The organism is Sphingomonas zeicaulis (genome assembly GCF_050433225.1).
In the GTDB taxonomy this organism is placed as follows: domain Bacteria; phylum Pseudomonadota; class Alphaproteobacteria; order Sphingomonadales; family Sphingomonadaceae; genus Sphingomonas_D; species Sphingomonas_D zeicaulis.
On sequence record NZ_JBNPXQ010000001.1, the window covers coordinates 358231 to 380317 of the forward strand.

At 65.9% G+C, this 22087-nt stretch carries 28 protein-coding genes and 1 tRNA gene; 14 read left to right on the top strand and 15 right to left on the bottom strand.

Annotated features, from left to right (window positions below; genetic code table 11):
- Nucleotides 1-110: 110 nt before the first annotated feature.
- Together FHS96_RS01830 and FHS96_RS01835 are read left to right on the top strand one after the other, a co-directional pair.
- Nucleotides 111-509: a hypothetical protein gene (locus tag FHS96_RS01830; protein WP_429587578.1), complete on the top strand. Its 399-nt coding sequence runs from the start codon at nt 111-113 to the stop codon at nt 507-509.
- Between the two features lie 104 nt (nt 510-613).
- Nucleotides 614-1042: a VOC family protein gene (locus FHS96_RS01835; RefSeq protein ID WP_429587579.1), complete on the top strand. Its 429-nt coding sequence runs from the start codon at nt 614-616 to the stop codon at nt 1040-1042.
- Nucleotides 1043-1091: 49 nt separating this feature from the next.
- On the opposite strand, the gene FHS96_RS01840 is transcribed toward FHS96_RS01835, so the two are convergent.
- Together FHS96_RS01840 and FHS96_RS01845 are read right to left on the bottom strand one after the other, a co-directional pair.
- On the bottom strand, nt 1092-3965 hold the full coding sequence (locus FHS96_RS01840; RefSeq protein WP_429587581.1) for a TonB-dependent receptor domain-containing protein: 2874 nt from the start codon (nt 3963-3965) through the stop codon (nt 1092-1094).
- Nucleotides 3966-4224: 259 nt separating this feature from the next.
- On the bottom strand, nt 4225-5313 hold the full coding sequence (locus FHS96_RS01845; RefSeq protein ID WP_429587582.1) for an acyltransferase family protein: 1089 nt from the start codon (nt 5311-5313) through the stop codon (nt 4225-4227).
- Between the two features lie 143 nt (nt 5314-5456).
- On the opposite strand from FHS96_RS01845, the gene FHS96_RS01850 reads away from it, so the two are divergent.
- Together FHS96_RS01850 and FHS96_RS01855 are read left to right on the top strand one after the other, a co-directional pair.
- A complete protein-coding gene (locus FHS96_RS01850; protein WP_429587584.1) occupies nt 5457-6152 on the top strand; it encodes an HAD-IA family hydrolase in 696 nt (231 codons plus the stop codon).
- Nucleotides 6153-6526: 374 nt separating this feature from the next.
- Complete coding sequence (locus FHS96_RS01855) at nt 6527-6811, top strand: nuclear transport factor 2 family protein (protein WP_429587585.1); 285 nt, start codon at nt 6527-6529, stop codon at nt 6809-6811.
- A 411-nt stretch (nt 6812-7222) separates the two neighbouring features.
- Here the strand turns inward: FHS96_RS01855 and FHS96_RS01860 are convergent, their stop codons facing one another.
- From FHS96_RS01860 to FHS96_RS01870, 3 genes are all read right to left on the bottom strand, one after another.
- On the bottom strand, nt 7223-7645 hold the full coding sequence (locus FHS96_RS01860; RefSeq protein WP_429587586.1) for a DUF5990 family protein: 423 nt from the start codon (nt 7643-7645) through the stop codon (nt 7223-7225).
- Between the two features lie 7 nt (nt 7646-7652).
- Nucleotides 7653-7865, bottom strand: coding sequence for a hypothetical protein (locus FHS96_RS01865; protein ID WP_429587587.1), 213 nt, complete (start codon nt 7863-7865; stop codon nt 7653-7655).
- Between the two features lie 83 nt (nt 7866-7948).
- Nucleotides 7949-8116 carry a hypothetical protein gene (locus FHS96_RS01870; protein ID WP_429587588.1) on the bottom strand — a complete coding sequence of 56 codons (168 nt, stop codon included), beginning with the start codon at nt 8114-8116 and terminating at the stop codon, nt 7949-7951.
- A gap of 434 nt (nt 8117-8550) precedes the next feature.
- Between FHS96_RS01870 and FHS96_RS01875 the strand changes: the two genes are divergently transcribed.
- Together FHS96_RS01875 and FHS96_RS01880 are read left to right on the top strand one after the other, a co-directional pair.
- Nucleotides 8551-9093, top strand: a complete 543-nt coding sequence (locus tag FHS96_RS01875; RefSeq protein WP_429587589.1) for a DUF6438 domain-containing protein — start codon at nt 8551-8553, stop codon at nt 9091-9093.
- Between the two features lie 210 nt (nt 9094-9303).
- Entirely contained in the window at nt 9304-9675 is a 372-nt protein-coding gene (locus FHS96_RS01880; protein ID WP_429587590.1) for a hypothetical protein, read from the top strand.
- Nucleotides 9676-9734: 59 nt separating this feature from the next.
- Here FHS96_RS01880 and FHS96_RS01885 read toward each other — a convergent pair whose 3' ends face one another.
- The 3 genes from FHS96_RS01885 to FHS96_RS01895 form a co-directional block, all read right to left on the bottom strand.
- Nucleotides 9735-10310, bottom strand: coding sequence for a hypothetical protein (locus FHS96_RS01885; RefSeq protein WP_429587591.1), 576 nt, complete (start codon nt 10308-10310; stop codon nt 9735-9737).
- 112 nt (nt 10311-10422) lie between these two features.
- A complete protein-coding gene (locus FHS96_RS01890; RefSeq protein WP_429587592.1) occupies nt 10423-10896 on the bottom strand; it encodes an NUDIX domain-containing protein in 474 nt (157 codons plus the stop codon).
- A 159-nt stretch (nt 10897-11055) separates the two neighbouring features.
- Entirely contained in the window at nt 11056-11607 is a 552-nt protein-coding gene (locus tag FHS96_RS01895; protein WP_429587593.1) for a hypothetical protein, read from the bottom strand.
- Between the two features lie 175 nt (nt 11608-11782).
- On the opposite strand from FHS96_RS01895, the gene FHS96_RS01900 reads away from it, so the two are divergent.
- A complete protein-coding gene (locus tag FHS96_RS01900; protein WP_429587594.1) occupies nt 11783-12190 on the top strand; it encodes a DUF1801 domain-containing protein in 408 nt (135 codons plus the stop codon).
- A gap of 10 nt (nt 12191-12200) precedes the next feature.
- The gene (locus FHS96_RS01905) at nt 12201-12596 is read left to right on the top strand and encodes a DUF1801 domain-containing protein (RefSeq protein ID WP_429587595.1); all 396 of its coding nucleotides are present in this window, start codon (nt 12201-12203) and stop codon (nt 12594-12596) included.
- A gap of 6 nt (nt 12597-12602) precedes the next feature.
- Here the strand turns inward: FHS96_RS01905 and FHS96_RS01910 are convergent, their stop codons facing one another.
- Nucleotides 12603-12950, bottom strand: coding sequence for a GFA family protein (locus tag FHS96_RS01910; RefSeq protein ID WP_429587596.1), 348 nt, complete (start codon nt 12948-12950; stop codon nt 12603-12605).
- Between the two features lie 159 nt (nt 12951-13109).
- On the opposite strand from FHS96_RS01910, the gene FHS96_RS01915 reads away from it, so the two are divergent.
- Together FHS96_RS01915 and FHS96_RS01920 are read left to right on the top strand one after the other, a co-directional pair.
- Nucleotides 13110-13607, top strand: coding sequence for a DUF6841 family protein (locus tag FHS96_RS01915; protein WP_429587598.1), 498 nt, complete (start codon nt 13110-13112; stop codon nt 13605-13607).
- Between the two features lie 503 nt (nt 13608-14110).
- The gene (locus FHS96_RS01920; RefSeq protein WP_429587599.1) at nt 14111-14755 is read left to right on the top strand and encodes a DUF2490 domain-containing protein; all 645 of its coding nucleotides are present in this window, start codon (nt 14111-14113) and stop codon (nt 14753-14755) included.
- A 235-nt stretch (nt 14756-14990) separates the two neighbouring features.
- On the opposite strand, the gene FHS96_RS01925 is transcribed toward FHS96_RS01920, so the two are convergent.
- The 6 genes from FHS96_RS01925 to FHS96_RS01950 all read right to left on the bottom strand — a co-directional run bounded on the left by FHS96_RS01925 (nt 14991) and on the right by FHS96_RS01950 (nt 18896).
- Nucleotides 14991-15473, bottom strand: coding sequence for a GNAT family N-acetyltransferase (locus FHS96_RS01925; RefSeq protein ID WP_429587600.1), 483 nt, complete (start codon nt 15471-15473; stop codon nt 14991-14993).
- A 171-nt stretch (nt 15474-15644) separates the two neighbouring features.
- On the bottom strand, nt 15645-15881 hold the full coding sequence (locus FHS96_RS01930) for a hypothetical protein (protein ID WP_429587602.1): 237 nt from the start codon (nt 15879-15881) through the stop codon (nt 15645-15647).
- A 111-nt stretch (nt 15882-15992) separates the two neighbouring features.
- Entirely contained in the window at nt 15993-16682 is a 690-nt protein-coding gene (locus tag FHS96_RS01935) for a glutathione binding-like protein (protein WP_429587603.1), read from the bottom strand.
- Nucleotides 16683-16751: 69 nt separating this feature from the next.
- Nucleotides 16752-18032, bottom strand: a complete 1281-nt coding sequence (locus tag FHS96_RS01940) for an NAD(P)/FAD-dependent oxidoreductase (protein WP_429587605.1) — start codon at nt 18030-18032, stop codon at nt 16752-16754.
- Between the two features lie 90 nt (nt 18033-18122).
- Nucleotides 18123-18269 carry a hypothetical protein gene (locus tag FHS96_RS01945; RefSeq protein ID WP_429587606.1) on the bottom strand — a complete coding sequence of 49 codons (147 nt, stop codon included), beginning with the start codon at nt 18267-18269 and terminating at the stop codon, nt 18123-18125.
- A 297-nt stretch (nt 18270-18566) separates the two neighbouring features.
- Nucleotides 18567-18896, bottom strand: coding sequence for a methyltransferase regulatory domain-containing protein (locus FHS96_RS01950; RefSeq protein WP_429587607.1), 330 nt, complete (start codon nt 18894-18896; stop codon nt 18567-18569).
- Nucleotides 18897-19334: 438 nt separating this feature from the next.
- On the opposite strand from FHS96_RS01950, the gene FHS96_RS01955 reads away from it, so the two are divergent.
- The 4 genes from FHS96_RS01955 to FHS96_RS01970 all read left to right on the top strand — a co-directional run bounded on the left by FHS96_RS01955 (nt 19335) and on the right by FHS96_RS01970 (nt 22078).
- A complete protein-coding gene (locus FHS96_RS01955) occupies nt 19335-20210 on the top strand; it encodes a hypothetical protein (RefSeq protein ID WP_429587608.1) in 876 nt (291 codons plus the stop codon).
- A gap of 18 nt (nt 20211-20228) precedes the next feature.
- Nucleotides 20229-20304: transfer RNA gene (locus tag FHS96_RS01960), tRNA-Thr, on the top strand.
- 135 nt (nt 20305-20439) lie between these two features.
- A complete protein-coding gene (locus FHS96_RS01965) occupies nt 20440-20697 on the top strand; it encodes a hypothetical protein (RefSeq protein WP_429587610.1) in 258 nt (85 codons plus the stop codon).
- 502 nt (nt 20698-21199) lie between these two features.
- On the top strand, nt 21200-22078 hold the full coding sequence (locus FHS96_RS01970; protein WP_429587611.1) for a hypothetical protein: 879 nt from the start codon (nt 21200-21202) through the stop codon (nt 22076-22078).
- Nucleotides 22079-22087: the final 9 nt, after the last annotated feature.

Consider the following 22087-nt stretch of genomic DNA (forward strand, 5'->3'; position numbering starts at 1 on the left):
ACGCTGCGCGCGATGCCTTGATATGATCATCGGCACGTCGGCAACAGCCTTGAACTTCGTCACGGATTTTGATGGGCTGATCGCATGGTCGACGGGGGTAGGGATGCGGCATGTTCCTGATCGATGTGCTTCTCCAGATGCTGGCCTCGGACTTGGTCAGCGCCGTTTTCGATCGCAGGCGCGCGGCGCGCCCGGCAAAGCGCGACGCGGAGGGATGGTTCATCATCCGCTATGGATTTTTCCGCATGATCCGCTGGCAGGGAGACCTGATCGAATTTGGTCGGCGCGGTGGGGCAAAGCAAGTGCAGCCTATGGCGGGCACCGTTTCCGTACGCCGGTCGATCGACATCGAGGTCAGCTTCTCCGAAGGACGCTCGCTACGATTGCCCGCGAGCGCGCAGGGCGCCGATCAATTCTTTGCGACCTTGTCCGCCGTAGTCGCGGAAAAGCGCAGCCGGCGACCTTTCTCGCGGAAAAGTGGGCAAAAAAATGTGCGACGGTTGATGTAATCGCCGCCGCCAACGCCGCTTGACCCCGCACCCCCGCCGCGCGACGCTTGCACATCGATCAACGGAGGTCGGCCATAGCTCTGCGCTTCGTCACGGCATTCGCGGTGCTTGCGGTTCCGTTCTGTCCAGCCTTCGCCGAACCGCCGCCGGCCGCAGTGGTGGTGCTGGATCATGTCGCCATCCATGTCCGAGATCTGGATGCCAGCGCGGGCTTCTATCAACAATTGTTCGGCTTCGGCGAGATAAAGGCGCCAGTACCGCGGGCGCGCTGGCTCACCATGGGCGATGGGCTTACATTGCACATCGTCGCAGGCCGTACCGCGCCGCTGAACACCAGCAAATGGGATCATTTCGCGGTGTCCTGCGCTGACATGGCGGCCATGATCGCGCGGCTCGATGCGATGAATATCGCGTGGAGCGATATCCAGGGACAGCCCGCGCCGCAGACGCGCGGCGATGGCGTGCAGCAGATCTTCGTGCGCGATCCCGATGGCTACTGGATCGAGATCAACGATGCGCTGAAATCGCGCTGAAGCATGTCCTCCCCGACGCTGCGCGCCGGGGAGAACAATTGCCGTCGCCTTACAACCCGTAGGACAGCCGGATATATCCGAAGCGACCCGGAATATCGTAGGTCGTCGGATCATAATTGTTCAGGCTGCACGAGAAGCAGGCCGGCGGATCCTTGTCGAACACATTGTTGATGCCGGCGGTCAGCGCCATCTTAGAGTCGAGCCAGCTCGGGCGGAACTGGAGCTGGACATCGCCGTAGAAGCGGCTGTTCAGCTTGTTGTCGGCCGAGATTTCCTCGACATCGTCGATATAGCGGCCGGTGAAGGCAGCCGTGACCGGCCCGACGGTCCAGTCGATGGTGGCGAGGCCCTTGAAGCGCGGATAGGCCTGGTCGGGTGAGCCGCGTTCGGTGCCGCGATATTCGGTCACCGTCGTACCGTCCGTCGCCGGCACCGTCTCGCGATAGTTGAGCAGATAATTGCCCGATACATAGAGGCCGAACTGGCCGGCACCGGTGTCTGTCGTGCGCATCGTCAAGGTGAAGTCGATGCCCTTGGTGCGGATGCCGCCGGTGTTGAGCAACTGGCCGTTGATGCCCGAGATGAAGCCGGCGGGGGTGCGGGTGACCGCAGCGCAGCTCAGCGCGTCCCCTGTCGTCGCGCAGCGGCTCAGCAGCACCTGCGCAGGGATCGAGCTGATCGCATCCTTCACCTTCACGTCGAAATAATTGACCTCGAGGCTGAGCGCGCTGAAAATGCCACCCTGCACCCAGCGTGGGCTGTAGACACCGCCGAACAGCAGGGTTCGCGCGGTTTCCGGCTCAAGCTCGGTATTGCCGCCGGTGAACACCGGCAACTGCCCGCCCTGCGGCTCGACATAGCTGCCGTTCGACGGAACGCCATTGGCGATGCAGTTCTGCCGCACCGTCGCATTGCTCTGGAACAGGCCGCCCGCGGCACTGGTGCAGGGATCGTCGATCGAGGCGTCGAAGCGCGAGCGCGCGCCGAACAATTCGCCGATCGAAGGCGCGCGGAGGCTTTCCGCATATTGGCCGCGCAGCAGCAGGTCGCTCACCGGCTTCCACAACGCGCCGCCGCTGAAGGTGGTGTTGCTGCCGAAGGTGGAATAGTTCGAGTGGCGCGCCGCACCGTTCAATTCGAATGAGTAGATCGCCGGAATATCCCGGAGCAACGGCAGGCGGACTTCGCCATAGACCTCGTCCACGTTGAACTTGCCCGCCGCGGCCTGCGCCGGGATGTCGGAGCTGAAGCCGGCCTGGGTGATCGGGTCGGGGGTGAAGCTGCCGAACTGATAGCGATGCTCATAACCCAGCGCGATGCCCACGGGGCCGCCCGGCAGATCGAACAATTCGCCCGACAGGTTGGCGGTATAGTCATGCAGTTCCTGGCGGCTGCTGTTCTTCTCGTCGAAACCGACAAAGGCCAGCATTTCCGGCGTCACCGAGCCGAGGCCGCCGAAGATGTTGAACGGCACGCACGCGCCGGTGCAGTCGGCGATCGGGCCCAGCGCCTGCTGCAGCCGCTGCGAGTTGACGTTGCCGGTGAACACCTGCTTGGCATCGTTGAAGCCGAACACCGCGCTCGCATCCCAATACCAGGTGCGGCCCAGCATCTCGAACTTGCCGTCGAGCGTGCCAGTGAGCGATACGGTGTCGACCTTCTGGCTGTAGGTGCGCTGCCCCGCCTCGACCAGCCGGCGATAGATGCCCGAGAGATTGCCGTTCTCGCGGGACAAGGTGACGCCGAACGGATTGAACGGGTTGGTCGCGTCGATCGAGATGAAGTCGAGCAGGTTGCCGTTGCCGACATCAGGCCCGACGCCCAGTGGCAGGAAAGCCGCCTGGTTCTGCGAATTGCGGCGGTTGTAGACCGCCTTCACGCTGAGGTTGAACGCGTCCGAGAATTCGGCGCGACTGTTGATGAAGCCGCCGTAGCGCTCGACGGGGGTGAGGAAATAGTTGAACGGCGCGAAGTTGAAGCGGTCCGCCGCGGTGAACGGCTTGAAATTGCCGCCGACCAGTGTCGGATCGTAAGTGGGCCTGCCAGCGACCGGCGCCTTCAACGTCAGGCTGCGGCCCAGCACGTCGAACCGGCCAAGCGGCGTGAAGCTGGAACAGCCGCCGACCGGATCGGTGCAGCTCGTCTGGCCGGGATTGGGAAATTGAGAAATGCTGCGGTCGGATGCGCGCACCGCCTGCTGCTTGGTGTAATAGGCGCCGGCGACCATCCGCACCGCTTCGCCGCGCACGCCGTAGCTCAGCTGATAATCCTGCGTCTCGCCGTCACCATCGCCCAGATACTGGCCATATTGCGCGCTGGCCTTCAGCCCATCCTGGTTGGATTTGGTGATGATGTTGACGACGCCCGCGATCGCATCCGTACCATATTGCGGCGATGCGCCGGACTGGAGCACTTCGATGCGCTCGATCATGTTGGTCGGGATCGAATTGAGGTCGACGCTGGCGGGAATGCCGCTCGCCGAGGCGCCGTTCACCCAGCGCAGGCCATCGACCAGCACGAGGGTGCGCTTGGGGCCGAGATAGCGCAGGTCGAGCACCGCGGAACCCGCGCCGACGCCGCCGCCATCGGGCGGGTTGCCGAAATTGCCCGAATTGTTGAACTTGGAATTGAGACCGCCGGAACTAGCCGGCAGGCGCTGCAGCACGTCCGCGATTGAGGCGAGGCCGGTGCGCGCGATGCTCTCGCTGTCGACGCTCACAACGGGGGAGGGCTGGTCGAGCGGGCTGCGGCGAATGCGCGATCCGGTGACGATGATGTCGTCGGCGTCGCTCACGCCGGCGTCCGCCGCGGCTGCTTCGCCCGCCTCAGCACTGGTGCCGACCGTCTGTGCTGCGGCCGGGCTGATCCCTATCGTGATCGCAAGTGCAGTGGCTGCTACGCTACACGCCAAACTCGCTTTCATCGTTGCGCTCCCTTTTTAGCTATGTCTGATGTCGATTTATCAGACGTTCAGGAGAACAGCGGGGCATTCATTACGCAAGCGGCTTCATGACGGGCGTGCAATAGTTTGTCACAACTGTGGCGCTTCTGCCACGACGGAGGATTAATCGGGTGAATTTGGTTATGATTGGGCAGGAGCGGAATCGCTATCTCCCCGAACCGCCTGAGCGGCCATATAATTTCCCCGATCAAGGCGGTGCCACAGGGGAGACGCTGGTCGCCTAGCCTGCGGCCTTCGCAGGCTCTGCGCCCGCGCCGCGCGCGCGCCGCCGGCCCGCCAGCCACGCCCGCACTGGCTCGTCGTACAGCCGCATCGCCAGCGCCGCGGCGGCGCACAGCGCGGCGGTGCCGATCGCGATCATGCTCCACAGCGCCATGGGTGACAGCGGGTGTTTCGCCAGCCAGTTGCCGAACGGAAACATCACCGCGTTGTGCGTCATGTAGAGCGGGTATGAGAGACGGCCGAGCCACAGGCACAGCCGCCGCTGCCCGCCGCCCTCCGCGGCGCCTGCGCCGAACGCCACGATCAGGGGGAAGCCGAGGATGATCAGCGCCGCCTCGATAAAGCCGTTGCCGGGCCGATAGGGCATCGCGAACACCGCGATCAGCACCAGCGACAGCGGCACGAAGCCGGCGCCGCGCCAGCGCCAGCCCAGCCGATGGACGATCAGCCCGGCATTGAAGGAATAGATCACCCGCGGCAGCCCATCCCAGATGTTCGAAATGCCCCAGCCGCCGATCAGCGATCCCGATTGCGCCGCGACCAGCAGCAATCCAGCCGCCCCTGCAAGCGCGACCAGCGCCAGCCCGCCGGTGCGCAGCCGGCCGAGGCCAAGGATATAGGCAAGGTTGATCGCATATTCCCAGAACAGCGACCAGGTGGGCGGGTTGAGTGGGAACAGCCCGCCGCCGCGATCGGGCAGGATCGGCGCGGGCACCATCAGCACCGCGGCCAAGCAGGCGAGCGCGATGTTCGCCGCGCCCGCCTTCGCCACGCTGGTCGACCAGGGATCGAGCAGGAAGGCGGCCAGCCCCAACAGTGCGCCGAGCAGCACCAGTGGATGCAGCCGGATCAGCCGTGCCTTCAGGAACTGCCGCACGGTCATCGTCGACAGCCGACGGTCATAGGCATGGCCGATCACGAAGCCGGAAAGGCAGAAGAAGAAGTCGACCGCCAGGAAGCCATGCCCGATCGGGTTGGCGGCATAGTCGGGATAGGCGAATTCGGAGAAGTGGAACATCACGATCGCGATCGCGGCGGTGCCGCGCAAGCCATCGAGCACCGCGTAATGAGGCGTCGTCGTCGCCATGCTTCCTCCCCCTGATGCTCCGATGCGTCGCGCCGTTTCCCGTTCCCGCCGTACGTGCATCGGCCTGTGTTTCACAGGTGGCAGCAGGTTTCAAGAATGGCCGTTGCCGTCGTTGAGAGGTTGCGCCGCTGGATGGCCGGCCTATGACGATCGCTTTCATGGACATGCCGACCACCGCCTCCGCCGCGCTGCCCCATGCCGGGCGCCGCTTCGCCGCCTTCCTGTTCGACATGGATGGCACGCTGATCACCAGCATCGAATCCGCCAACCGGGCGTGGACGCGCTGGTCGGAGATGCGCGGCTTCGATCCCGCTCATGTCATCTCGATCATGCATGGCGTGCGCACGGTGGAAACGATGCAGCGGCTGGGCGTGGACGATCCCGTGGCGGAGGCGGCGTGGATCACCCGCACGGAGGTCGAGGACACCGAAGGTGTCGCGCCGGTCGCGGGGGCGACAGATTTCCTCGCCACCATCCCGGCGGAGCGCTGGGCGATTGTCACCTCCGCCTCGCGCCCGCTGGCCACAGCGCGGCTGGCCCGCGCCGGCATCGCGATCCCGCCGGTGATGGTCACCGCGGAGGATGTCGCGCATGGCAAGCCCGATCCCGCCTGCTTCCTGCTCGGCGCCGCGCGGCTGGGCGTCGATCCGCGGCAATGTCTGGTGCTGGAGGACACGGTCGCCGGGCTGACCGCCGCCGACGGTGCGGGGGCGGCCGGCCTCGCCATCACCGTCACTCACAGCCACCCGATCGCCACCGCCCACCCGTCGATCCGCGACTATCGCGGGCTGGCGGTGGCGGCCGATGGGGATGGGCTCATGGTCGTGCACGCGGGATGAAGACCTCAACAGCACGGCCACTATAATATCCGTCATCCCGGCCTTGAGCGGGGATCCCGCTTCTTCTTCTCCTTCTTCTTGCTCGACTTCTGAACCAGCGAGAAGACACCCGAAATGACTGCGCCGACGCACATCGATTTGATCCAGGATGTCGAAAAGAAGCGGGATCCCGGCTCAAGGCCGGGATGACGAAGGGTGAGGGCACGCACGTGCCCGCCCTCACGCCTCAATCCTCCACGAACCGCCGCGCCACCGGCCGCACCGTGGCGCAGGCAGGGGGTATCCTTGCCGGCGGCGCAGGACGTCCGGCAATCACTGGCACCGCTTGACACGATAGCGCGCTGCGCCTCTCTGCGCTTCTCGATCCTGCTGTCTTGCTCAGTTCTGCCACCGGCACGCAGACGGGCGTCGAGGCCTATCTCGCCACCTGTCGTTTCATGATCGGCCTCTTCGTCGATCATATGGAGCCGGTATCGATCGCGGTCGAAGGCGATGTCGCGACGGTCAGCATCATTGATCGGCTGACCGCGCGCGCGAATATCGTCGATTTCATGGGGCAGCCGGTGGGCAAGGGGCAGACGTTCACCCTCGATCTTGTCGGCCGCTGCCGTATCGTCCATGGCCGGATCACCCGGATCGAGATCGCGCCTGCCGGGTGAAGGCCCAGAGCATGATCCTCAATGTTCGACGGAATGCCGCATCGTCGATCGGGCATCATCCGCGCCGAACGGATTTTCGCGCGTAAAGATATTTGTTGATCAGAGCCAGTATGACGATGTTGCAGGCGAACAGGATAATCATCTGCGACAATCTGCTGTCGGCGCCGAGTTTGAATAGTCCCCAGACGGGCGCCGTGAGCAGGTCGATCGTTGAAAAGCAGACAAGCCTTCCCGCCGCAACGCACCTTTCGCGGCCGAGCTCATTTTCCACCATGACATAGGCGGGCAGGGTGATGATGACCGCCGCGGCAATCAGGCGAATGAAATTGTAGATAGGTCGCCTCCCGGATCGCTGGCCTGACGATCGATGTTATGCGCACCTTGCCCTTGCCGGCAATCGCGATCCCAGCTTCAGTTCTCCACGAACCGCCGCGCCATCGGTCGTACCGTCGCACAGGCAGGCGTGCCATCCTTGCCCGTGCCGTTGACCGTCGTTTCGATCACGCCGCCGCCCGTCGCGCGCGCCAGCAGCGCGGGATCGATATCGTGGATGTCGATCTTCATCCGGCGTGACCAGGGGGAGGCCGGATCGCCCGCGAGGTCGCCGATGCGGATATAGACGAAGCGCCGCAGCGGCCCTTCGCGGCGCACCTGATCGCCGAAGAATTTGGGTCCGGGGCCGACGCGGATCGGCAGCTCGAAAGACAGGGGCTCGCCATCGCGCGATGCCTTGGGATCGAGCGGTCGGCCGTCCCGCGCCTGCAGGCTGTGAAGCACGCCGATCACTGGCTGCTCGATGATGATCCGCAACCGGATCGGGGTCTGCTCCGTCATCGCGCCCTTACCGCAGCATGCCGCGCCGCTGCATCGCGCGGACATCGGGCAGCATGACCAGGGCGATCAGCACGGTCATTGCGACGATCCAAGCCGACTTGGTGATGTGATAGGCGATCTCATCGGGGGAAAGGTGGGGTAGCATGCCCAGTTGTGCCAACTGCATGGTCAGCGCGCCGAGCGCATACCAGATCAGCGCCGCGCCGCCGACGATCGACAAATACCAGGGTGTCCGCCCGATCGCCGCACCTCCCGCCCCAGGAACCAGTGCATATGCCGCGCTGGCGGCGGATGCTGGCTGGTTCAGGATCGCGTGGAGACCACGAGGTCGGCGAAGCGCCGTGCCTCAGCTTCGCGCAGGCCGGTGACAACGAGGCGCTGGGTCAGCTCGCGGCGATCGAGTTGATCGCCCCGATAAGCCCCGACCCAGCGCCGTACCGCGACCAGCTCAGCGGTCGTCATGTTCGCCATGCTGTGCGCCATGATCCTCTCCAAGATTCATGAGTCGCGGCGGATTATAAACGCGTTCGCGGCGCGCGGCATGACATTTTGTGAACCGGCGCTGACCGAAGAAAAAACGGCCCGGCGGAGACCGCCGGGCCGGAAGTAAGATCGATCCCTTAGAAACCGATCCGGGTCGCGAGCGCCCCATGGTGGAGCGGCGCGATCCGGGCAAGCATCGCGCCGGCAAACGATAGAAAAAACACGACAAATGACTGATTGCATCGATGCGCTGCGACGAACGACATGGGTGGCCGGCGAGGGGACGCAGGACTCCATGCCCCGACGCTGCAAGCCGGCGAGGAAATTTCCCCGCTCCGGTCGGGAACCGTGCCGCCGTCTCCGTCTTAGGTTCAGCTTCGCGCTGTTAGCAGGGCGAACCGGACAAGGGAGATTTCGACGTCGTGATCCATACTTCATTTCGTTCCCGCGCGCTGGCGCCAGCTGTCGCACTGGTCGGCGCGCTTGCGCTCGGCGGCTGTGCGGCCGAGTCCTCCGGCGTCGGCCCCACGCCTGCGCCCGCCGCCGGTGAGACGATCGCGGTTTCGGTTGGGCCCTGCTTCGGTTTCTGCCCGGTCTATCAGGTCAGTATCGCCCCGGATGGGGCGGTGACCTTCACGGGCGAGCGCCACACCGAGGTGATCGGCGAGCGCAAGGCGACGGCGGGTGCCGCGACCTACGAGGCGGTGGCGCACGATCTGGCGCCGTTCCGCCCGGCCGACGGCACCACCGCGCGCGTGGATTGCGAGGCGGCGATCACCGACACCTCGACCTACACCATCACCTGGACCGACGCTTCCGGCCGTCAGACAGTGGCGACGCACCAGAGCCGTTGCTCGGGCGGCCCCGGCAAGGCGCTGGACGCGGTATTGGGCAGGCTGCCGGAGCAACTCGGCATCGCCGGCTGGGCGAAGCAGGTCACGCGGCCGGGCGTCTCGCGCGGCTGATCCGACGGGTCGGCTTTCTCGGGCGTGCACGCGCGATCAGACGCTCCTCCCCGACGTTGCGCGCCGGGGAGGAGCGTGGCTGGGCCGTGCGATCCTACCGGCCCCCGATGCATCCGTTTCATGATCCGAAAAGGCGGCGGCAGGACCATCTGCCCCGTCCAGGGCGTTCGCACGACCCCATAATGCGCCTCTCTCGACAAGGAGATCGCGATGAGCGTGCTTGATGGAATCCTGGGCCAACTGGGCGGCAATATCGACGTCGCCAATATGGCGGCCAAGCTGGGGATCAGCCCGGCGATGGCGGAAAAGGCGATCGCCGCGCTGAGGCAGGCGCATCAGCAGCCCGGCGATACGCTGGCAGGCGCCGCCGCCAAGACCGGGCTCGGCACGGACATACTCCGCCAGATCGTGCATCATATTGGTGGCGAAGGATCGCTCTCGCGCTTCGCGAGCCTGCTCAACGAACACCCGCAGGCGGCCGGCATCCTCAGCATGCTCGACAGGGATGGCGATGGCAACCCGCTCAACGACATCGCCGGCATGGCGAAGGGGCTGTTCGTGGGCAAAAGCTGTGGCCCATAGGCGCGGGGGCGGCGGCGCGGCCGCCCATCATTCCGTCCGGTCGATAAGGCGGGCGCCCATCAGCCATAGGCGGACATGTCGCCCAACGGGTTCTGGGCATCGCAATATGCTAGGATCTCGTCGGGAGATTTGCCCTCGTTCATCATCCTGGCAACATTGCCGAAGCGGTCCCACATGAAGGAATGGGTCTGCGTGCCCTGTGCCCAGGGACCGCAATAGAGATACTCGTTGATGAACCGGCTGGCGTAGGCGAGGACATTGCCCATCTCGTCGATCCTCGCGGGCGGCGTGCACAGGTCTGTGTTCAAGAGCGCTGGCTGACCGCCGATATTGGGGATGAGCCTGACAGTGGTTTCGTCGATGGCGATCTGCCTGACAGTCGCGGGAATGAACATCGCGTGGATATAGGGCGCGCGTACCGTTCCCATCGCCCGAACGATGGTGCAATCCGATCTTTGTGCCTGCGCGGGAATATATTCGAAAAGCGAAAGATAACCCGATTCGAAATAGTGAGGCACACCATCATAGCTCATATGCTGTGCCGGCGAGGTGTGGGTTCGATTGACGTTCGGCAGGGTGCCTTTGACGATAGGGTCAAAGTCGGCGCGCAGGAATAGCCGGTAAGTGTCTGGCATGGATCGGTTCCGTAACAGGCGAATGGATCGGGCAATGCCTTGCCTAGGCGGTGCCGCGCTACCGAAGCGCGCCCATCGCGCCGCCCGTTCGCTACGGTTGCAATCGCCCTGCCTACCAGTCGCGCATGCCCACCGCGCCGCTGCGATATTCGGCAATGCGCCGGCGCGTCGCCGGGGAGAGGTCGGAGGGCAGCGCGTTCGTGGCGAACCAGCGCGCTTCCGCGATCTCGCGCGGGTCGGCGGGGTGGAGGTGCGGCGCCTGCTCGGCGGTCACGCTGGCGGCGAACAGCACGACATGGTCGTCCTTGCCTTCGCGGACATTGTGATAGACGCCCACGATCCGCTCGACGTGGATGTCGGTGAGGCCCACTTCCTCGGCGACCTCGCGGTGGAGCGCGGTTGCGATGCTCTCACCCTTGTCGACGCCGCCGCCGGGTAGATACCATTGGTGCATATAGGTGTGGCGGACCAGCGCGATGCGGCCGTCCGCATCATGCAGCAGCGCCCGCACGCCCAATGTGCGCGGGCGGCGGATGCGCAACCACAGGCGCGCCGCCTTGATGATCAGCCGGTGATAGAGAGCCATGCGCGCCTCCGATACCGCGACGGCGGCCGTCGCGCGATGAGGAATCACGTGCCTTGTCCAGCGATTCCGCGCCGGCAGGGCGCGCCGGCCTGAAACCCGTTCCCGATTTTCAGGATGGCACGCGGGGTCCCGAGTCCCGCGCGCCATCCGGGCATCGGTTCAGCCGCGCACGAACACCAATGTCGCCGGGCCGCCGGCGAGCTTCATGCGATTGCCCTCGAACGTGACCGTGTAGCTCTCGCTCCCAGGCTTCACCGCGGCTTGCCCGGATCCGCCGCAGCTCTTTTCCCAGCGTTCGTTGCCGCCATCGACGCGGAAGCGCATCTGGTTGCCGGTGCGCGTCACCTGGCCGCGCTTCTCGGTGTGCGTGGTCTTGATGCATTTGCCGCCGGGCGTCTCGACATGCCTTTTCGACGTCGCCCACACGAAGCCGCCGCCGCCATCGATGCTGAGCGTCGATGTGCGCTGTACCTGCAGCGGCACCGGTTCGGTGACGATCGTCGTGCGCGTCGGCGATCCATAGCCGGTGGAACCGCCGAGATCGGTGCCGGTGATCATGCCGCCGCTGGGCTGCAGCTTGACGCGCGGTACGATCACCAGTTCGCTGCCGTTGCTCGATTGCGTCCAGCGGCCGGCAATGGCGGGCGGCGGTGCGGCAACCGCGGCGGCGTTCGTCGCCAGCGCGGACAAGAGGATGAGCGTCGATTTCATGGACTGCCTTTCTGCGCGCCGGGGGCGGGATGCCCCCCGGGGCGCGGGCGTGGTGAGCGATTCGGGGAATCGCGGCAATGCGGTGGATCACAGGTGCGCCGCCGAGGAACGCTCTCCCGCGATGAGCGGGAGCGGGCTATGAACTGCGGCGGAAACGATCAGGGAGCCCCCCACGATGCCCGAAGCCAAGCTGCTTTCCGGCGGCAATCCGCAGATCCCGAAGGGCGATGGCGAGGCGCCGGTGGCGGCCTATATCGCGGCGATGCCGGGGTGGAAGCGAGCGGTGGGCGAACGCATCGATGCGCTGATCGGGGCCGCGGTGCCCGATGTCCGGAAGGCGGTGAAGTGGAATTCGCCGCTTTACGGCGTGGCGGGGCAAGGCTGGTTCCTGGGGATCCATTGTTTCGCCCGCTATGTGAAGATCAGCTTCTTTTACGGCGCCGCGCTCGATCCGTTGCCGCCGGTCGGATCGAAGACGCCCGACGCGCGCTACTTCCACATCCATGAGGATGAAGCGTGGGACGAGGCGCAGTTCACCGCCTGGGTGAAGCAGGCGGCGGCGATACCCGGCTGGGTGCCATGAGGAGAGGCGCATGGACGAGGATGTGAAGACACCATCCCGACTGATCGATGAGCGGATCGCCGCGCTGGGCGATTGGCGCGGCGAAACACTCGCCTGGGTGCGCGCGCAGATCCGTGCGGCCGATCCGGACGTGGTGGAGGAATGGAAGTGGCGCGGCGTGCCCGTCTGGTCGCATGACGGGATCATCTGCACCGGTGAGAGCTACAAGGCGGTGGTCAAGCTCACCTTCGCCAAGGGAGCGGCGCTGGCGGATCCCGCCGGGCTGTTCAACGCCAGCCTCGACGGCAATGTCCGCCGCGCGATCGACATCCGCGAGGGCGAGGCGATCGACGAGGCGGCGTTGGCCGCGCTGGTGCGCGCCGCGGTGGCGCTGAACCAGGCGTCCGGTGCACGCCGCAAGCGCTGACCGGCCTCAGAAGCTGGCGCCGTCCACCTTCTCGATCTCCAGCGATTCTAGATCGACGTCAGGCACGCAGCGCAAATTGATCGCGCGTATCGCGGCGCCGCCCATCTCGCCTTGTGCGAAGGGCTGGGTGCCGCAACGGGTGCAGAACTTGTGGTGGATGGCGTGGCGATTGAATTCGTAACTGCCGAGTCGCTCCGCCCCCTGATCGAGCGTGAACTGCGCCTCGGGCACGAAGGTGAGGAGGAAGCCCTTGCGCCGGCAATGCGAGCAATTGCAGGACATAGCCTTGGCCGGCGGTTCTCCCTCCACCGTGAATGTCACCGCGCCGCAGTGGCAACTGCCCCGATAAGCCATGCTTTCCCTCCTTTTTCCGCCAAATTCCCGCAAACTATAAGCGATCGGTAAGGATTTGGCGCGAAAAGCATCCTCTCCGCAACGGGCGTGGCGACCGGACCAGGTTCAAACGGTTCATGCCCGGGCGGTGGTTGAGATGCTTCATGTGGGGGAAGCGCAATGGTTGCGGCGCTCGTCGATGCGCTGTTTCGGGATTATGGTGAAGCTGTGTCGAGCGGCGCGATCGAGCGCGTCCAGCAGATGTGGTCGTTCCCGGCATTCATGATGTTCGATGGCCGCCAGGTCGTGCTCGATACCGACGCGTTCCGCAAGAACAGCGAACGGCTCGACGCCTTCTATCGCGGTCACGGCATGGTGCGGATCGAGTATGACGTCATCGAACTGCTGTGCCTGACGCCGACGACGGCAAGTGTGCGCACGATCGTGCGGCTTTACGATGGGGAGGATCGCATCGTCACCCAATGGGCGCACGTCCATTTGCTGAGCGATACAGACGAGGGGCTGAAGATCGCGGCGGCATTGCCCGATGAGGAGATGCGAGCCTGGGATGCGCTGGCGATGACCCCGGGCGGCCGCGATCGTCGCGTCCGCAATGTAACCCTGCGGCCCGGCAAGCGCGCCGTCGACGGACGTCAGCGCTCGCCAGGCCTGACCTGAGCCGCGTTCGGGGGGGGCGGGGGCGGCCCGGGTCGACGGCTAGATAGGAATCGCTCCCACGGTTGCAAGGCGTCGATCAGCAAGGTTTGATCGTGTTTCGACACGGATTTGTCACATGTGCCGAGAATTTGCCCGATCGCAGCCGCGATGGTGTGACTGCAAAGTCGCAGACATACCCGAATTGCAGGCAATGCATGGTCCGGCATGCAAATAGCGCACGAGACGAATTGACTTTATCCTCCGACGGGTGAAAGTCGAGTTGCGACCCGAGAGGCACCCGAGTGGGGACCTCTCCACTCGGCCCGGCCCTTGTGGCCGGGCTCCTTTTTTATGGGCCATATTCCGGTTTTCCGCCCGCTTCGTCGCGCCGCCGATTTAGCAATGTTTCGTTAGAATGCGGCAAAATACGCGACAGCGCCGTTGGTTAGTCGCCGTGGATGACCGTCGCCCGATCTCTTCGCCGATCCCTTCATCATGCCTGCGCGTCCGGCCTTGCGCTGTTGATGCTGGCCGTAAGCCCAGCCGCTGCGCAGACGACTCATGACGAGCAGATGTGGACCAACCTGACGGTCCAGGCGCCGCTTTCGGGCCCGCTGGTGTTCTTTGCGGAGGTGCAGCCGCGCATCGGCGATCGCGCGGACGGTCTGGAGCAATTGCTGCTGCGGCCGGCGATCGGCTGGCAGCTCTCGCCGCGGCTCACCGTCTATCAGGGCTATGGCTATGTCCTGTCCCCCGCTGGCCATGGACGGGATCTGCGCGAGCATCGCAGCTTCCAGCAGGTGAGCTGGATCGCCGGCAAACCCTGGAAGGGTGAACTCTCATCACGCACGCGGCTCGAGCAACGCTGGCGCAGCGATGGCGACGACATGGGCTGGCGCCTGCGCGAGATGGTGCGGCTGGAAGTGCCCGTGAGCGAGCCCGGCAAGATCGCGGCGCTGGGCTATGCCGAGGCGTTCATCGCGCTCGACGACACCGACTGGGGCGCACGCAAGGGCTTCGACCAGCTCCGCAGCTTCGTGGGCGCCGAGATCGGCATGGGGGGTAAGTCGACTATGGAGCTCGGCTATCTCAACCAATATATCGATCAGGCGGGCGGCCGCAGCCGGATGAACCATGTGCTCTCGCTGAGCATCTTCGTGCGGCCCTGAATATCTCCCTCTCCCCTTGGGGAGAGCGGCCGGGGTGAGGGGCTGAGCGCAGCGAGGCTTCCCGTTCATTCAGCTCCACATGGCCGCCTGCGCGCTTTGCTCGGCCGCTGCACGCCGAAGTAGAGGGGCAGGCGCTGGAGCGCCGGATCTGGGCGATGCTTGCGGACTTCGAGGCGGCGCGGGCGCCGCGAACGGAGTAGCACAGCCCCCTCCCGCTAAGCGGGAGGGAGAAGGATCACAGCCCCCGGAACATCACCAGCGCATCCACCATCCCCAGCGCCGGATGATCGAAAGCCTCCGGTAGCCGGCACAGCGTCTCGAAGCCGAAGCTCGCCCACAGCCCCACCGCGCGGGTGTTGGTGCTGATCACGAAATTGAACTGCATCGCGCGGAAGCCCCGGTTGCGGGCATGATCCAGCGAGTGCGCGCACATAGCGCGAGCGACGCCGCGGCCCGCGGCATCGGCGGCGGTGGCATAGCCGGCATTAGCGACGTGGCGGCCGCCGCCCTGCTGGTTGGCGCGCAGATAATATGTCCCCAGCACCTCATCGTCCGCTTCGGCGACGAAGGTCTCTCGGTCCACGCCCAGCCAATAGGCGAGCGCATCCGCCCGGCTCATTGCGCGGTCGAGCGCGTAGGTCTCACCGGCGCGGATATGGGGTTCGATGACCGCCCAGATGGCGTCGGCATCGTCGGGGAGGGCGGGGCGGATCTGCATCCGCCGCCGCTACCCCGCTCCTCCGACGGAAGGAAGTCTTCCAGCACGGGAAAACGGCGCCGCGGGGGGAGCGACGCCGTTCCCTGCCATGGGAGGCAACACGACCGCGGGCTGAGTTCCGCAATCGTGATCACTAGGCTGGGCGGCACCGCTCGGGTTCCGCCCTTGCCCTTACATCTTGTTCGCGTCGATGGCGTCGGCAGCGGCTTCGCCCTCGTTGCGGACCGCGTCGGCCTGGTTCTCCAGCGCATCTTCCTGCGCTTCGGTGCCGGCGTTATCGGCCGCTTCCTCGATATTGTCGGCAACCGCTTCGGCATTGTCCTGAACATTGTCCGCCTGCTCGCTCTGGCAGGCTGCAAGGCCCAGGGTCATCACAGCCATCGCGGTGACCATCATCGACTTACGCATATTCACTCCCTCTGTTGCGCGAGGCCGGGCAATCCCCGGGGCTTCGCTGGCCGAGGGCATCAATGCGCGGCACGGCCGGTGGTTCCGAAACGATCCCAAACAATCGGTCGTTCAGGGCTGCTTGCCGAACAGCATCGCATGTTCCTCGGGCGTCAGCGGCGCATCGCGCCGGCCGTAGCGGGCATCCTTGTCATGATAGGCGCGCTCCACCGCCGGGCGCGCGGCGATGCGATTGAACCAGGCCTGCAGATTGGGATAGTCCGCCAGCACCATCTTGTGGGTCTCGTGCGGCACGATCCACGGATAACAGGCCATGTCGGCGATCGAATAGTCGCCCGCCAGATAGTCGCGCCCCGCTAGCCGGCGGTCGAGCACGCCATAGAGGCGCGCCGTCTCGTTGGTGTACCGATTGATCGCGTAGGGCACTTTTTCGGGCGCGTAGATGTTGAAATGGCCGTTCTGCCCGGCCATCGGCCCCAGCCCACCCATCTGCCAGAACAGCCACTGCAGCACTTGCGCGCGGGCGCGCGGTTCGGCGGGCAGGAAGCGGCCTGTCTTCTCCGCCAGATAGACGAGGATTGCGCCGGATTCGAACACCCCGATCGGCTCGCCGCCATCCGCCGGCGCGGTGTCGAGGATCGCGGGGATGCGGTTGTTGGGCGAGAAGGAGAGGAAGTGCGGATCGAACTGCGCGCCCTTGCCGATATCGACCGGAACGATCCGATGCTCAAGTTCGGCCTCTTCGAGGAAGATCGAGATCTTGAGCCCGTTGGGGGTGGGCCAGCTGTGCAGTTCGATCATGGCATGCTCCGGATGGATATGGCTGCCGCGATGTAGGTCGCCGAAGCCGTCTGCCAAGCACTCCGCCGCTCAATGCAGCTTGAGCCGGCCCGAGACGCGGCGGTGGAGCAGGCGGGAAAGCGCGAGCAGGATCGTGCGCCGCGTGCCGATGATCGCGCGGTGATGATCGAGGTGCAGCGCCATATAGGCCCATTTGGCGACCAGCCCCTCGATCAGGAAGTTGGAGCCGGCGAGCCCGCCCATCAGCGACCCGACGCCGCGATCACCGCCCAGCGACACCAGCGAGCCGCGGTCGCGATAGACATAGGCGCCCGGATCGCGCCCCGGCCGGCCGAGCGCGCGGGCGAGATATTGGGCCTGCTGCGCCGCCGCCTGGGCGCGCGCCGGCACCGGCCGCCCGTCCGCACCCGGCGCTTCGGCGCAATCGCCCATGGCATAGATGCCCGATACGGACGTGCGCAGATGATCGTCGACCACGAACTGGTTGAGCCGGCCGGTCTCCAGCCCATAATCGTGATTGCTGTCGGGTGCCTTTACCCCTGCAGCCCACACGATCAGGTCGGCGGCCACCGGGCCCTGGCTGGTTTCCAGCCGGTCGGTATGGACGGCCGCGACCTTGGCGTCGGTCAGCAGGCGCACGCCCTTGGTGGTCAGCGCGCGCGCCGCCTTGTCGGAAACGCGCTCGGGCAGCCCGCCCAGGATGCGCGGCGCCGCCTCGACGATCGTCACCTCCAGCGCGAAACGCTGTTCCTCGGTCAGCCCTGCAGAGAGTTCGTCATGCCCTTCGATCAATTCCGTCGAAAGCTCGACACCGGTGGCGCCCGCGCCGACGATGGCGATGCGCAGCACCCGTTCACCGGAATAGGCGGCGGCCAGGAAGGCGGAAGTCAGTCGGCGGTTGAACGCCTCGGCATCGGCGACATTTTCGAGCAGATGCGCATGTTGGGCGGCACCGGGCGTGCCGAACAGATTGGATCCGCTGCCGATCGCCAGCACCAGCGTGTTGAAGCGCACCTTGCGCGGCGGCACCAGCACCGCGCCGTCATCGTCGCGGATCTCGCCCAGCGCGATCGTCCGCGCCTCCGGGTCGATCCCGATCAGGTCGCCGAAGGCGAAGCTGAAATGGTTGCGCCGCGCGAGCACGGGGTAGGAAAGGCCTTCCTGGTGCGAATCCAGCGATCCGGCGGCGACTTCGTGCAGACTGGGTTTCCACAGGTGGAAGATCGAGCGATCGATCAGCAGCACGCGCCGCCGGCCCTCTTGCCGGCCGAAGCGTCGCCCGAGGCGGGATGCCAGTTCCAGCCCTCCAGCGCCGCCGCCCACGATCACGATATCCGTTGCGTCCGCCATGTCGCCTCCCTCGCCGGGTGAACTCGCAGCGGTCATGCAGCTTTGGCGGGCGGTTGCAAGGGGAGGGAGGATCACAACGGCGGCTGGCCCCTAAGCGTCCGGCGTTACCTGCACCGCCGTGCCGCAATCCCGCACCACGCGCAGCGCGACATCGTTCGGCGCAGACCAGTGCGAGAGCGCTTCGGCCTTTCCGCCCGCCGCGCCGGGATTGGCCGGGTGCGTAATGCCCTGCATCATCAGCAAGTGCAGCGATTGCAGCAGCCCGCCGATGTCGCCCGAACGCCGGCATTAGCGCCAGTTCGGCGCCGGTCGCTGGCCCGGCCGCCGGCCGCGCAAGCAGCGGGGTGTAGAGCGAAGCGGGGCCGGTGATCGGGGGCGATCGGGTCGCGAAGTCGATCGGCCCGGCGGCCGGCGCATCCGGCAGCGCATGGAAGCGGGTCTCGCCGAAGCGGGCGCGGAAAGCGCGCTGGTCGATACCCTGCGGATCCTTCTGGAACAGATCCATGCGATGATGCGCGTTGCGCGCCATGTCCTTCAGCGTTTCGGCCAGCGCGGGCACGCGGGTCTGCTTGATCGGTCCTCCAGCTTGCCGGGGATCGACAGCGATTCATCGAGATTGTCGAAGATGTCGGCGCTACCGATCAGCGCCAGCCCGGCCTGGTTCGCCTGCTGGTGGACGTCCACCGAATGCTGCGGCTGCCAATGGTCGGTCAGGAATTCATGCGCGAGATCGGCGAGCGCGCGCTTCGCCATGTTGGCGAGGTGACGGCGCATCGCCGGCTCGTCCTCGAACAGCCCGCCGTCGGCGAGTTGCTGGAGCAGCTTCAGCCCGGTCTGCGCCTTGCGCGGCGAGGCGCCGGGCATCGGCGCGCGCACAGGTTCATCAGATGCTGCAGCGGCAGCAGGTCGGTCGAGCCAGGGTGGCACATATAAGGGAGATGTAAGAGGCCGCCGGGCTTCAGCGCGCGTGCCGCACCGTCGAGCAGCGCGGCCCGGTGCTGCGGCGCGATCCATGACCACACGCCGCCACGTCCGGCACGGTGACCCCCTGAACCCCGCGACCGCGGCGAGCCAGACCTGCTGCATTTCCTTGTAGAAGAAGGCCGGGTAGCCGACATCGCAGATATGGCCGTCAGTGCAGGTCATGTCGGCCGGTGCCCATCGGGAGCGTGCGGGTGCCAGCGATTGGCGAACGGTGGCGGAAGAGGGCGCTTTTCCGCCTCCGGGGTTGACCCAGCGCCCCGCCTCTTCTGTTCTTGACCGATGAAAGGCAATCCCGAACGGCAGGGCTCCTCGCTCCCTGTGCCGAAAGCCGGCCGCTTCACCCGCTTCGCCGTTGCCGACTGGTCGGGGGCCAAGGGCAGCAGCCACAAGGGCATCGCATTGGCGCTATGCGAGGCGGGGCGGGCGGCGCCGGTGCTGGTGGCGCCGCCGGGGCGGGCCTGGTCGCGCGAGGGCATCGCCGCCTGGGTGGAAGCCGAGGCGCATACGCCGCTGCTGACCGGCTTCGACTTCAGCTTCGCGCCGCCACTGATCGAACGCGGCGCCTATCTGCCGGGGGAGGGGGCGGCGGTGCCCGCGGAGGCAAAAAGCTTCTGGGCCTATGTCGCCGCCTGCTGTGCGGAGAGCGATCCCGATCTCGGCGCCGCCAGCTTCCTCGAACGCACCCACCGCCGCCATTTCTATTTCGGCGCCGCCGATGGCCGGAAGGCGGATTATATGCATCTGCGCCGCTGTGAGGCGCATTATAATGCGGGTGGCGGCGGCAAGCCCTCGACCGTCTATGACGCGATCGGCGCGGCGCAGGTCGCCAAGGCGAGCTTCGCGGGGATGCGTCTGCTCGACCGGCTGTCACGGCGTGTGGCGATTTGGCCGTTCGATCCGGTGCCGACAGAGGGCGCGCTGGTTGTCGAGATCTACACCGCGATCGCCGCCCGCGCGGCAGGGCTGCGCAAGGGGCTGAGCAAATTGCGCACCGCCGAGGCGCTCGATGCCGGCCTCGCAGCACTCGGTTCTGAGCCCCATGCCCCGCTCGCCCGCTATGACGATCACGCCACCGACGCGATCCTCACCGCTGCCTGGCTGCGCGCGCATGCCGCCTGCGCCGAACTCTGGCACCCACCCGCACTCTCGACGCATATTGCCGCAACCGAGGGCTGGACCTTCGGCGTCGTCTGACGCATTGGGGAAACATGTGCCGCCTTAGCTCAGTTGGTAGAGCAACCGCCTTGTAAGCGGTAGGTCATCCGTTCGAGTCGGATAGGCGGCACCATTCCGAACCGTGCCTGATCGGCTTCGTGCTTCGTGCGCTGACATCCATGTTAATTTCGCACGCGGCAGATCGTCGCTCGGGTGAAACATTCCGGCGCTCGCGCGTTTATTCCTGAACACGGTCAGGGAGCGTGGCATGAGAGACATGGACGCGGAAGCGGGCAAGCGATTGGGTGGATCCTTTCGGTTCCTATATTATGATGGCGAAGAAAATCGCTGCCCCGGTTGCGGCGGAAAGCATTGGACGATCGGCCGGCTGATGGCCGAATGCGCCTATTGCGAAACCGCGCTGCCGCTGCAGTCCGCACATGGCTATGGCTATGCAATGCGCATCTTCGGTCACGGTGCGCCGGGTTATGAGCCGGACGGCAGCGAAGCCGTAGCGATGCATTGATCTTCCCGCCGCGCAGGTTGCGCGGCAGGGTGAACCTCACCATCCGTTGCGGACGCATGTCGGACCGGGTGTGAGGCGAAATTCGCGATGCGCGTGCAAGCGGTTGTGCCGTGATGGCATCGTTCTTCTTGGCGCCGATCCGCGGTCTGGTTGCTTTCCAGGGCTTTCCTGTGTCGGGCCGGGGCCGATCTCGCACTATTCCGGGCGATCGCCTTGCGTGGCGGCCATGCGCCGCTTCCGCCACAACCTTGCATCTCCTTTTCATGCTCGCGGTACCGAGCCTCGTTGTCGGTCCCTCCGCGCTCTCGGCCATGAGATGGCTTTGCTCGAGCGGTGTGCATCCTACCGCCCCCCAATGCGCTGACGTCATATGCGATTGCTTTAGCAGGGTTCCACCGCTCGTCCCCCAATTCGCACGACTCGCGGATTTGCGCGGCACTTCATACTTAGCTACTCATTAACCAATGCGCGCCATCATAAGCGGCGGGGCATGGGAGGAATGATGAGGGACGTTCGAACCTTCCGCCGTGCGGCGGGCTGGGCGGTCATGTTTGCGCTGGCCTCATGCGCGAAACCGGTTCGGCATGTCGAGGCGCCGCCGCCACCGCCACCTGCGCCCGAAGCGGTGCCGCCACGGCCGACCCCGCCGATGGGTGCGTCCGCGACCACGCGGGTGCCGGCGCGCGCCGCGGATGGTGGGTTCATGACGGTCAATCATGGCGTCGCGCCGGAGGAGGCGCCCTGGCATTTGCGCGCGGGGCTGAACGTCGCGGCGCTGGGCTGCACCGGTGCGCAGGGCGCGACGATCACCGCTGCCTATAATGCGATGCTGCGCGCCCGCGCCAAGCCGCTGACCGCAGCCGACGCTGCGATCAAGGCGCGGCTACGGAAGGAGCGCGGATCGGACTGGCAGGATGCGCATGACGATCGCATGACCCAGCTCTACAATTTCTACGCGCTGCCGCCGGTGCAGCCCCGCTTCTGCGCCACCGCCGCCGCGATCGCCGCGCGCGAGCCCGCGGTCGACGCGGCCGGTTTTCCGGCCTTCGCCGTGCAGGCGCTGGCCGAGCTCTCAGCGCCCTTCGACAGCTTCTATGCTGCCTATGACGAGTATCGCGTTGCGCTGGCGACGTGGGAGGCGCGCTATGGCGCAGGGGCGCCGACCCGTGTCGCGGCTTTCCCACCGCCCTCGCCGCGCGCAGCCTCCGTGGTCGAGGTCGATCTGCCGCCTGCGATCCCGGCGCGCGCTGCCAGCCCCCGCATCAGCTATGAAAGCCTTGCGGTGCTCGACCAGTTCGAAGGCAGCGAGGCGATCAGTTGCGGCGATTGTACGCGCTCGACAGGCAGGCTGGCCGCGCGACAGCTGCCCTCGCGGCCCTGACCAGCGCGC

Excerpts from the sequence above, each read along its gene's own strand:
- FHS96_RS01915 (WP_429587598.1), top strand. The coding sequence starts at position 13,110 with ATGGTTGCGGCGCTCGTCGATGCGCTGTTTCGGGATTATGGTGAAGCT.
- FHS96_RS01830 (WP_429587578.1), top strand. The coding sequence starts at position 111 with ATGTTCCTGATCGATGTGCTTCTCCAGATGCTGGCCTCGGACTTGGTC.
- FHS96_RS01895 (WP_429587593.1), bottom strand. The coding sequence starts at position 11,607 with ATGAAATCGACGCTCATCCTCTTGTCCGCGCTGGCGACGAACGCCGCC.
- FHS96_RS01930 (WP_429587602.1), bottom strand. The coding sequence starts at position 15,881 with ATGCGTAAGTCGATGATGGTCACCGCGATGGCTGTGATGACCCTGGGC.
- FHS96_RS01920 (WP_429587599.1), top strand. The coding sequence starts at position 14,111 with ATGCTGGCCGTAAGCCCAGCCGCTGCGCAGACGACTCATGACGAGCAG.
- FHS96_RS01905 (WP_429587595.1), top strand. The coding sequence starts at position 12,201 with ATGGACGAGGATGTGAAGACACCATCCCGACTGATCGATGAGCGGATC.
- FHS96_RS01925 (WP_429587600.1), bottom strand. The coding sequence starts at position 15,473 with ATGCAGATCCGCCCCGCCCTCCCCGACGATGCCGACGCCATCTGGGCG.
- FHS96_RS01870 (WP_429587588.1), bottom strand. The coding sequence starts at position 8,116 with ATGGCGAACATGACGACCGCTGAGCTGGTCGCGGTACGGCGCTGGGTC.
- FHS96_RS01860 (WP_429587586.1), bottom strand. The coding sequence starts at position 7,645 with ATGACGGAGCAGACCCCGATCCGGTTGCGGATCATCATCGAGCAGCCA.
- FHS96_RS01940 (WP_429587605.1), bottom strand. The coding sequence starts at position 18,032 with ATGGCGGACGCAACGGATATCGTGATCGTGGGCGGCGGCGCTGGAGGG.
- FHS96_RS01950 (WP_429587607.1), bottom strand. The coding sequence starts at position 18,896 with ATGCCCGGCGCCTCGCCGCGCAAGGCGCAGACCGGGCTGAAGCTGCTC.
- FHS96_RS01885 (WP_429587591.1), bottom strand. The coding sequence starts at position 10,310 with ATGCCAGACACTTACCGGCTATTCCTGCGCGCCGACTTTGACCCTATC.
- FHS96_RS01965 (WP_429587610.1), top strand. The coding sequence starts at position 20,440 with ATGAGAGACATGGACGCGGAAGCGGGCAAGCGATTGGGTGGATCCTTT.
- FHS96_RS01840 (WP_429587581.1), bottom strand. The coding sequence starts at position 3,965 with ATGAAAGCGAGTTTGGCGTGTAGCGTAGCAGCCACTGCACTTGCGATC.
- FHS96_RS01845 (WP_429587582.1), bottom strand. The coding sequence starts at position 5,313 with ATGGCGACGACGACGCCTCATTACGCGGTGCTCGATGGCTTGCGCGGC.
- FHS96_RS01890 (WP_429587592.1), bottom strand. The coding sequence starts at position 10,896 with ATGGCTCTCTATCACCGGCTGATCATCAAGGCGGCGCGCCTGTGGTTG.
- FHS96_RS01900 (WP_429587594.1), top strand. The coding sequence starts at position 11,783 with ATGCCCGAAGCCAAGCTGCTTTCCGGCGGCAATCCGCAGATCCCGAAG.
- FHS96_RS01935 (WP_429587603.1), bottom strand. The coding sequence starts at position 16,682 with ATGATCGAACTGCACAGCTGGCCCACCCCCAACGGGCTCAAGATCTCG.
- FHS96_RS01910 (WP_429587596.1), bottom strand. The coding sequence starts at position 12,950 with ATGGCTTATCGGGGCAGTTGCCACTGCGGCGCGGTGACATTCACGGTG.
- FHS96_RS01880 (WP_429587590.1), top strand. The coding sequence starts at position 9,304 with ATGAGCGTGCTTGATGGAATCCTGGGCCAACTGGGCGGCAATATCGAC.
- FHS96_RS01850 (WP_429587584.1), top strand. The coding sequence starts at position 5,457 with ATGACGATCGCTTTCATGGACATGCCGACCACCGCCTCCGCCGCGCTG.
- FHS96_RS01945 (WP_429587606.1), bottom strand. The coding sequence starts at position 18,269 with ATGATGCAGGGCATTACGCACCCGGCCAATCCCGGCGCGGCGGGCGGA.
- FHS96_RS01970 (WP_429587611.1), top strand. The coding sequence starts at position 21,200 with ATGAGGGACGTTCGAACCTTCCGCCGTGCGGCGGGCTGGGCGGTCATG.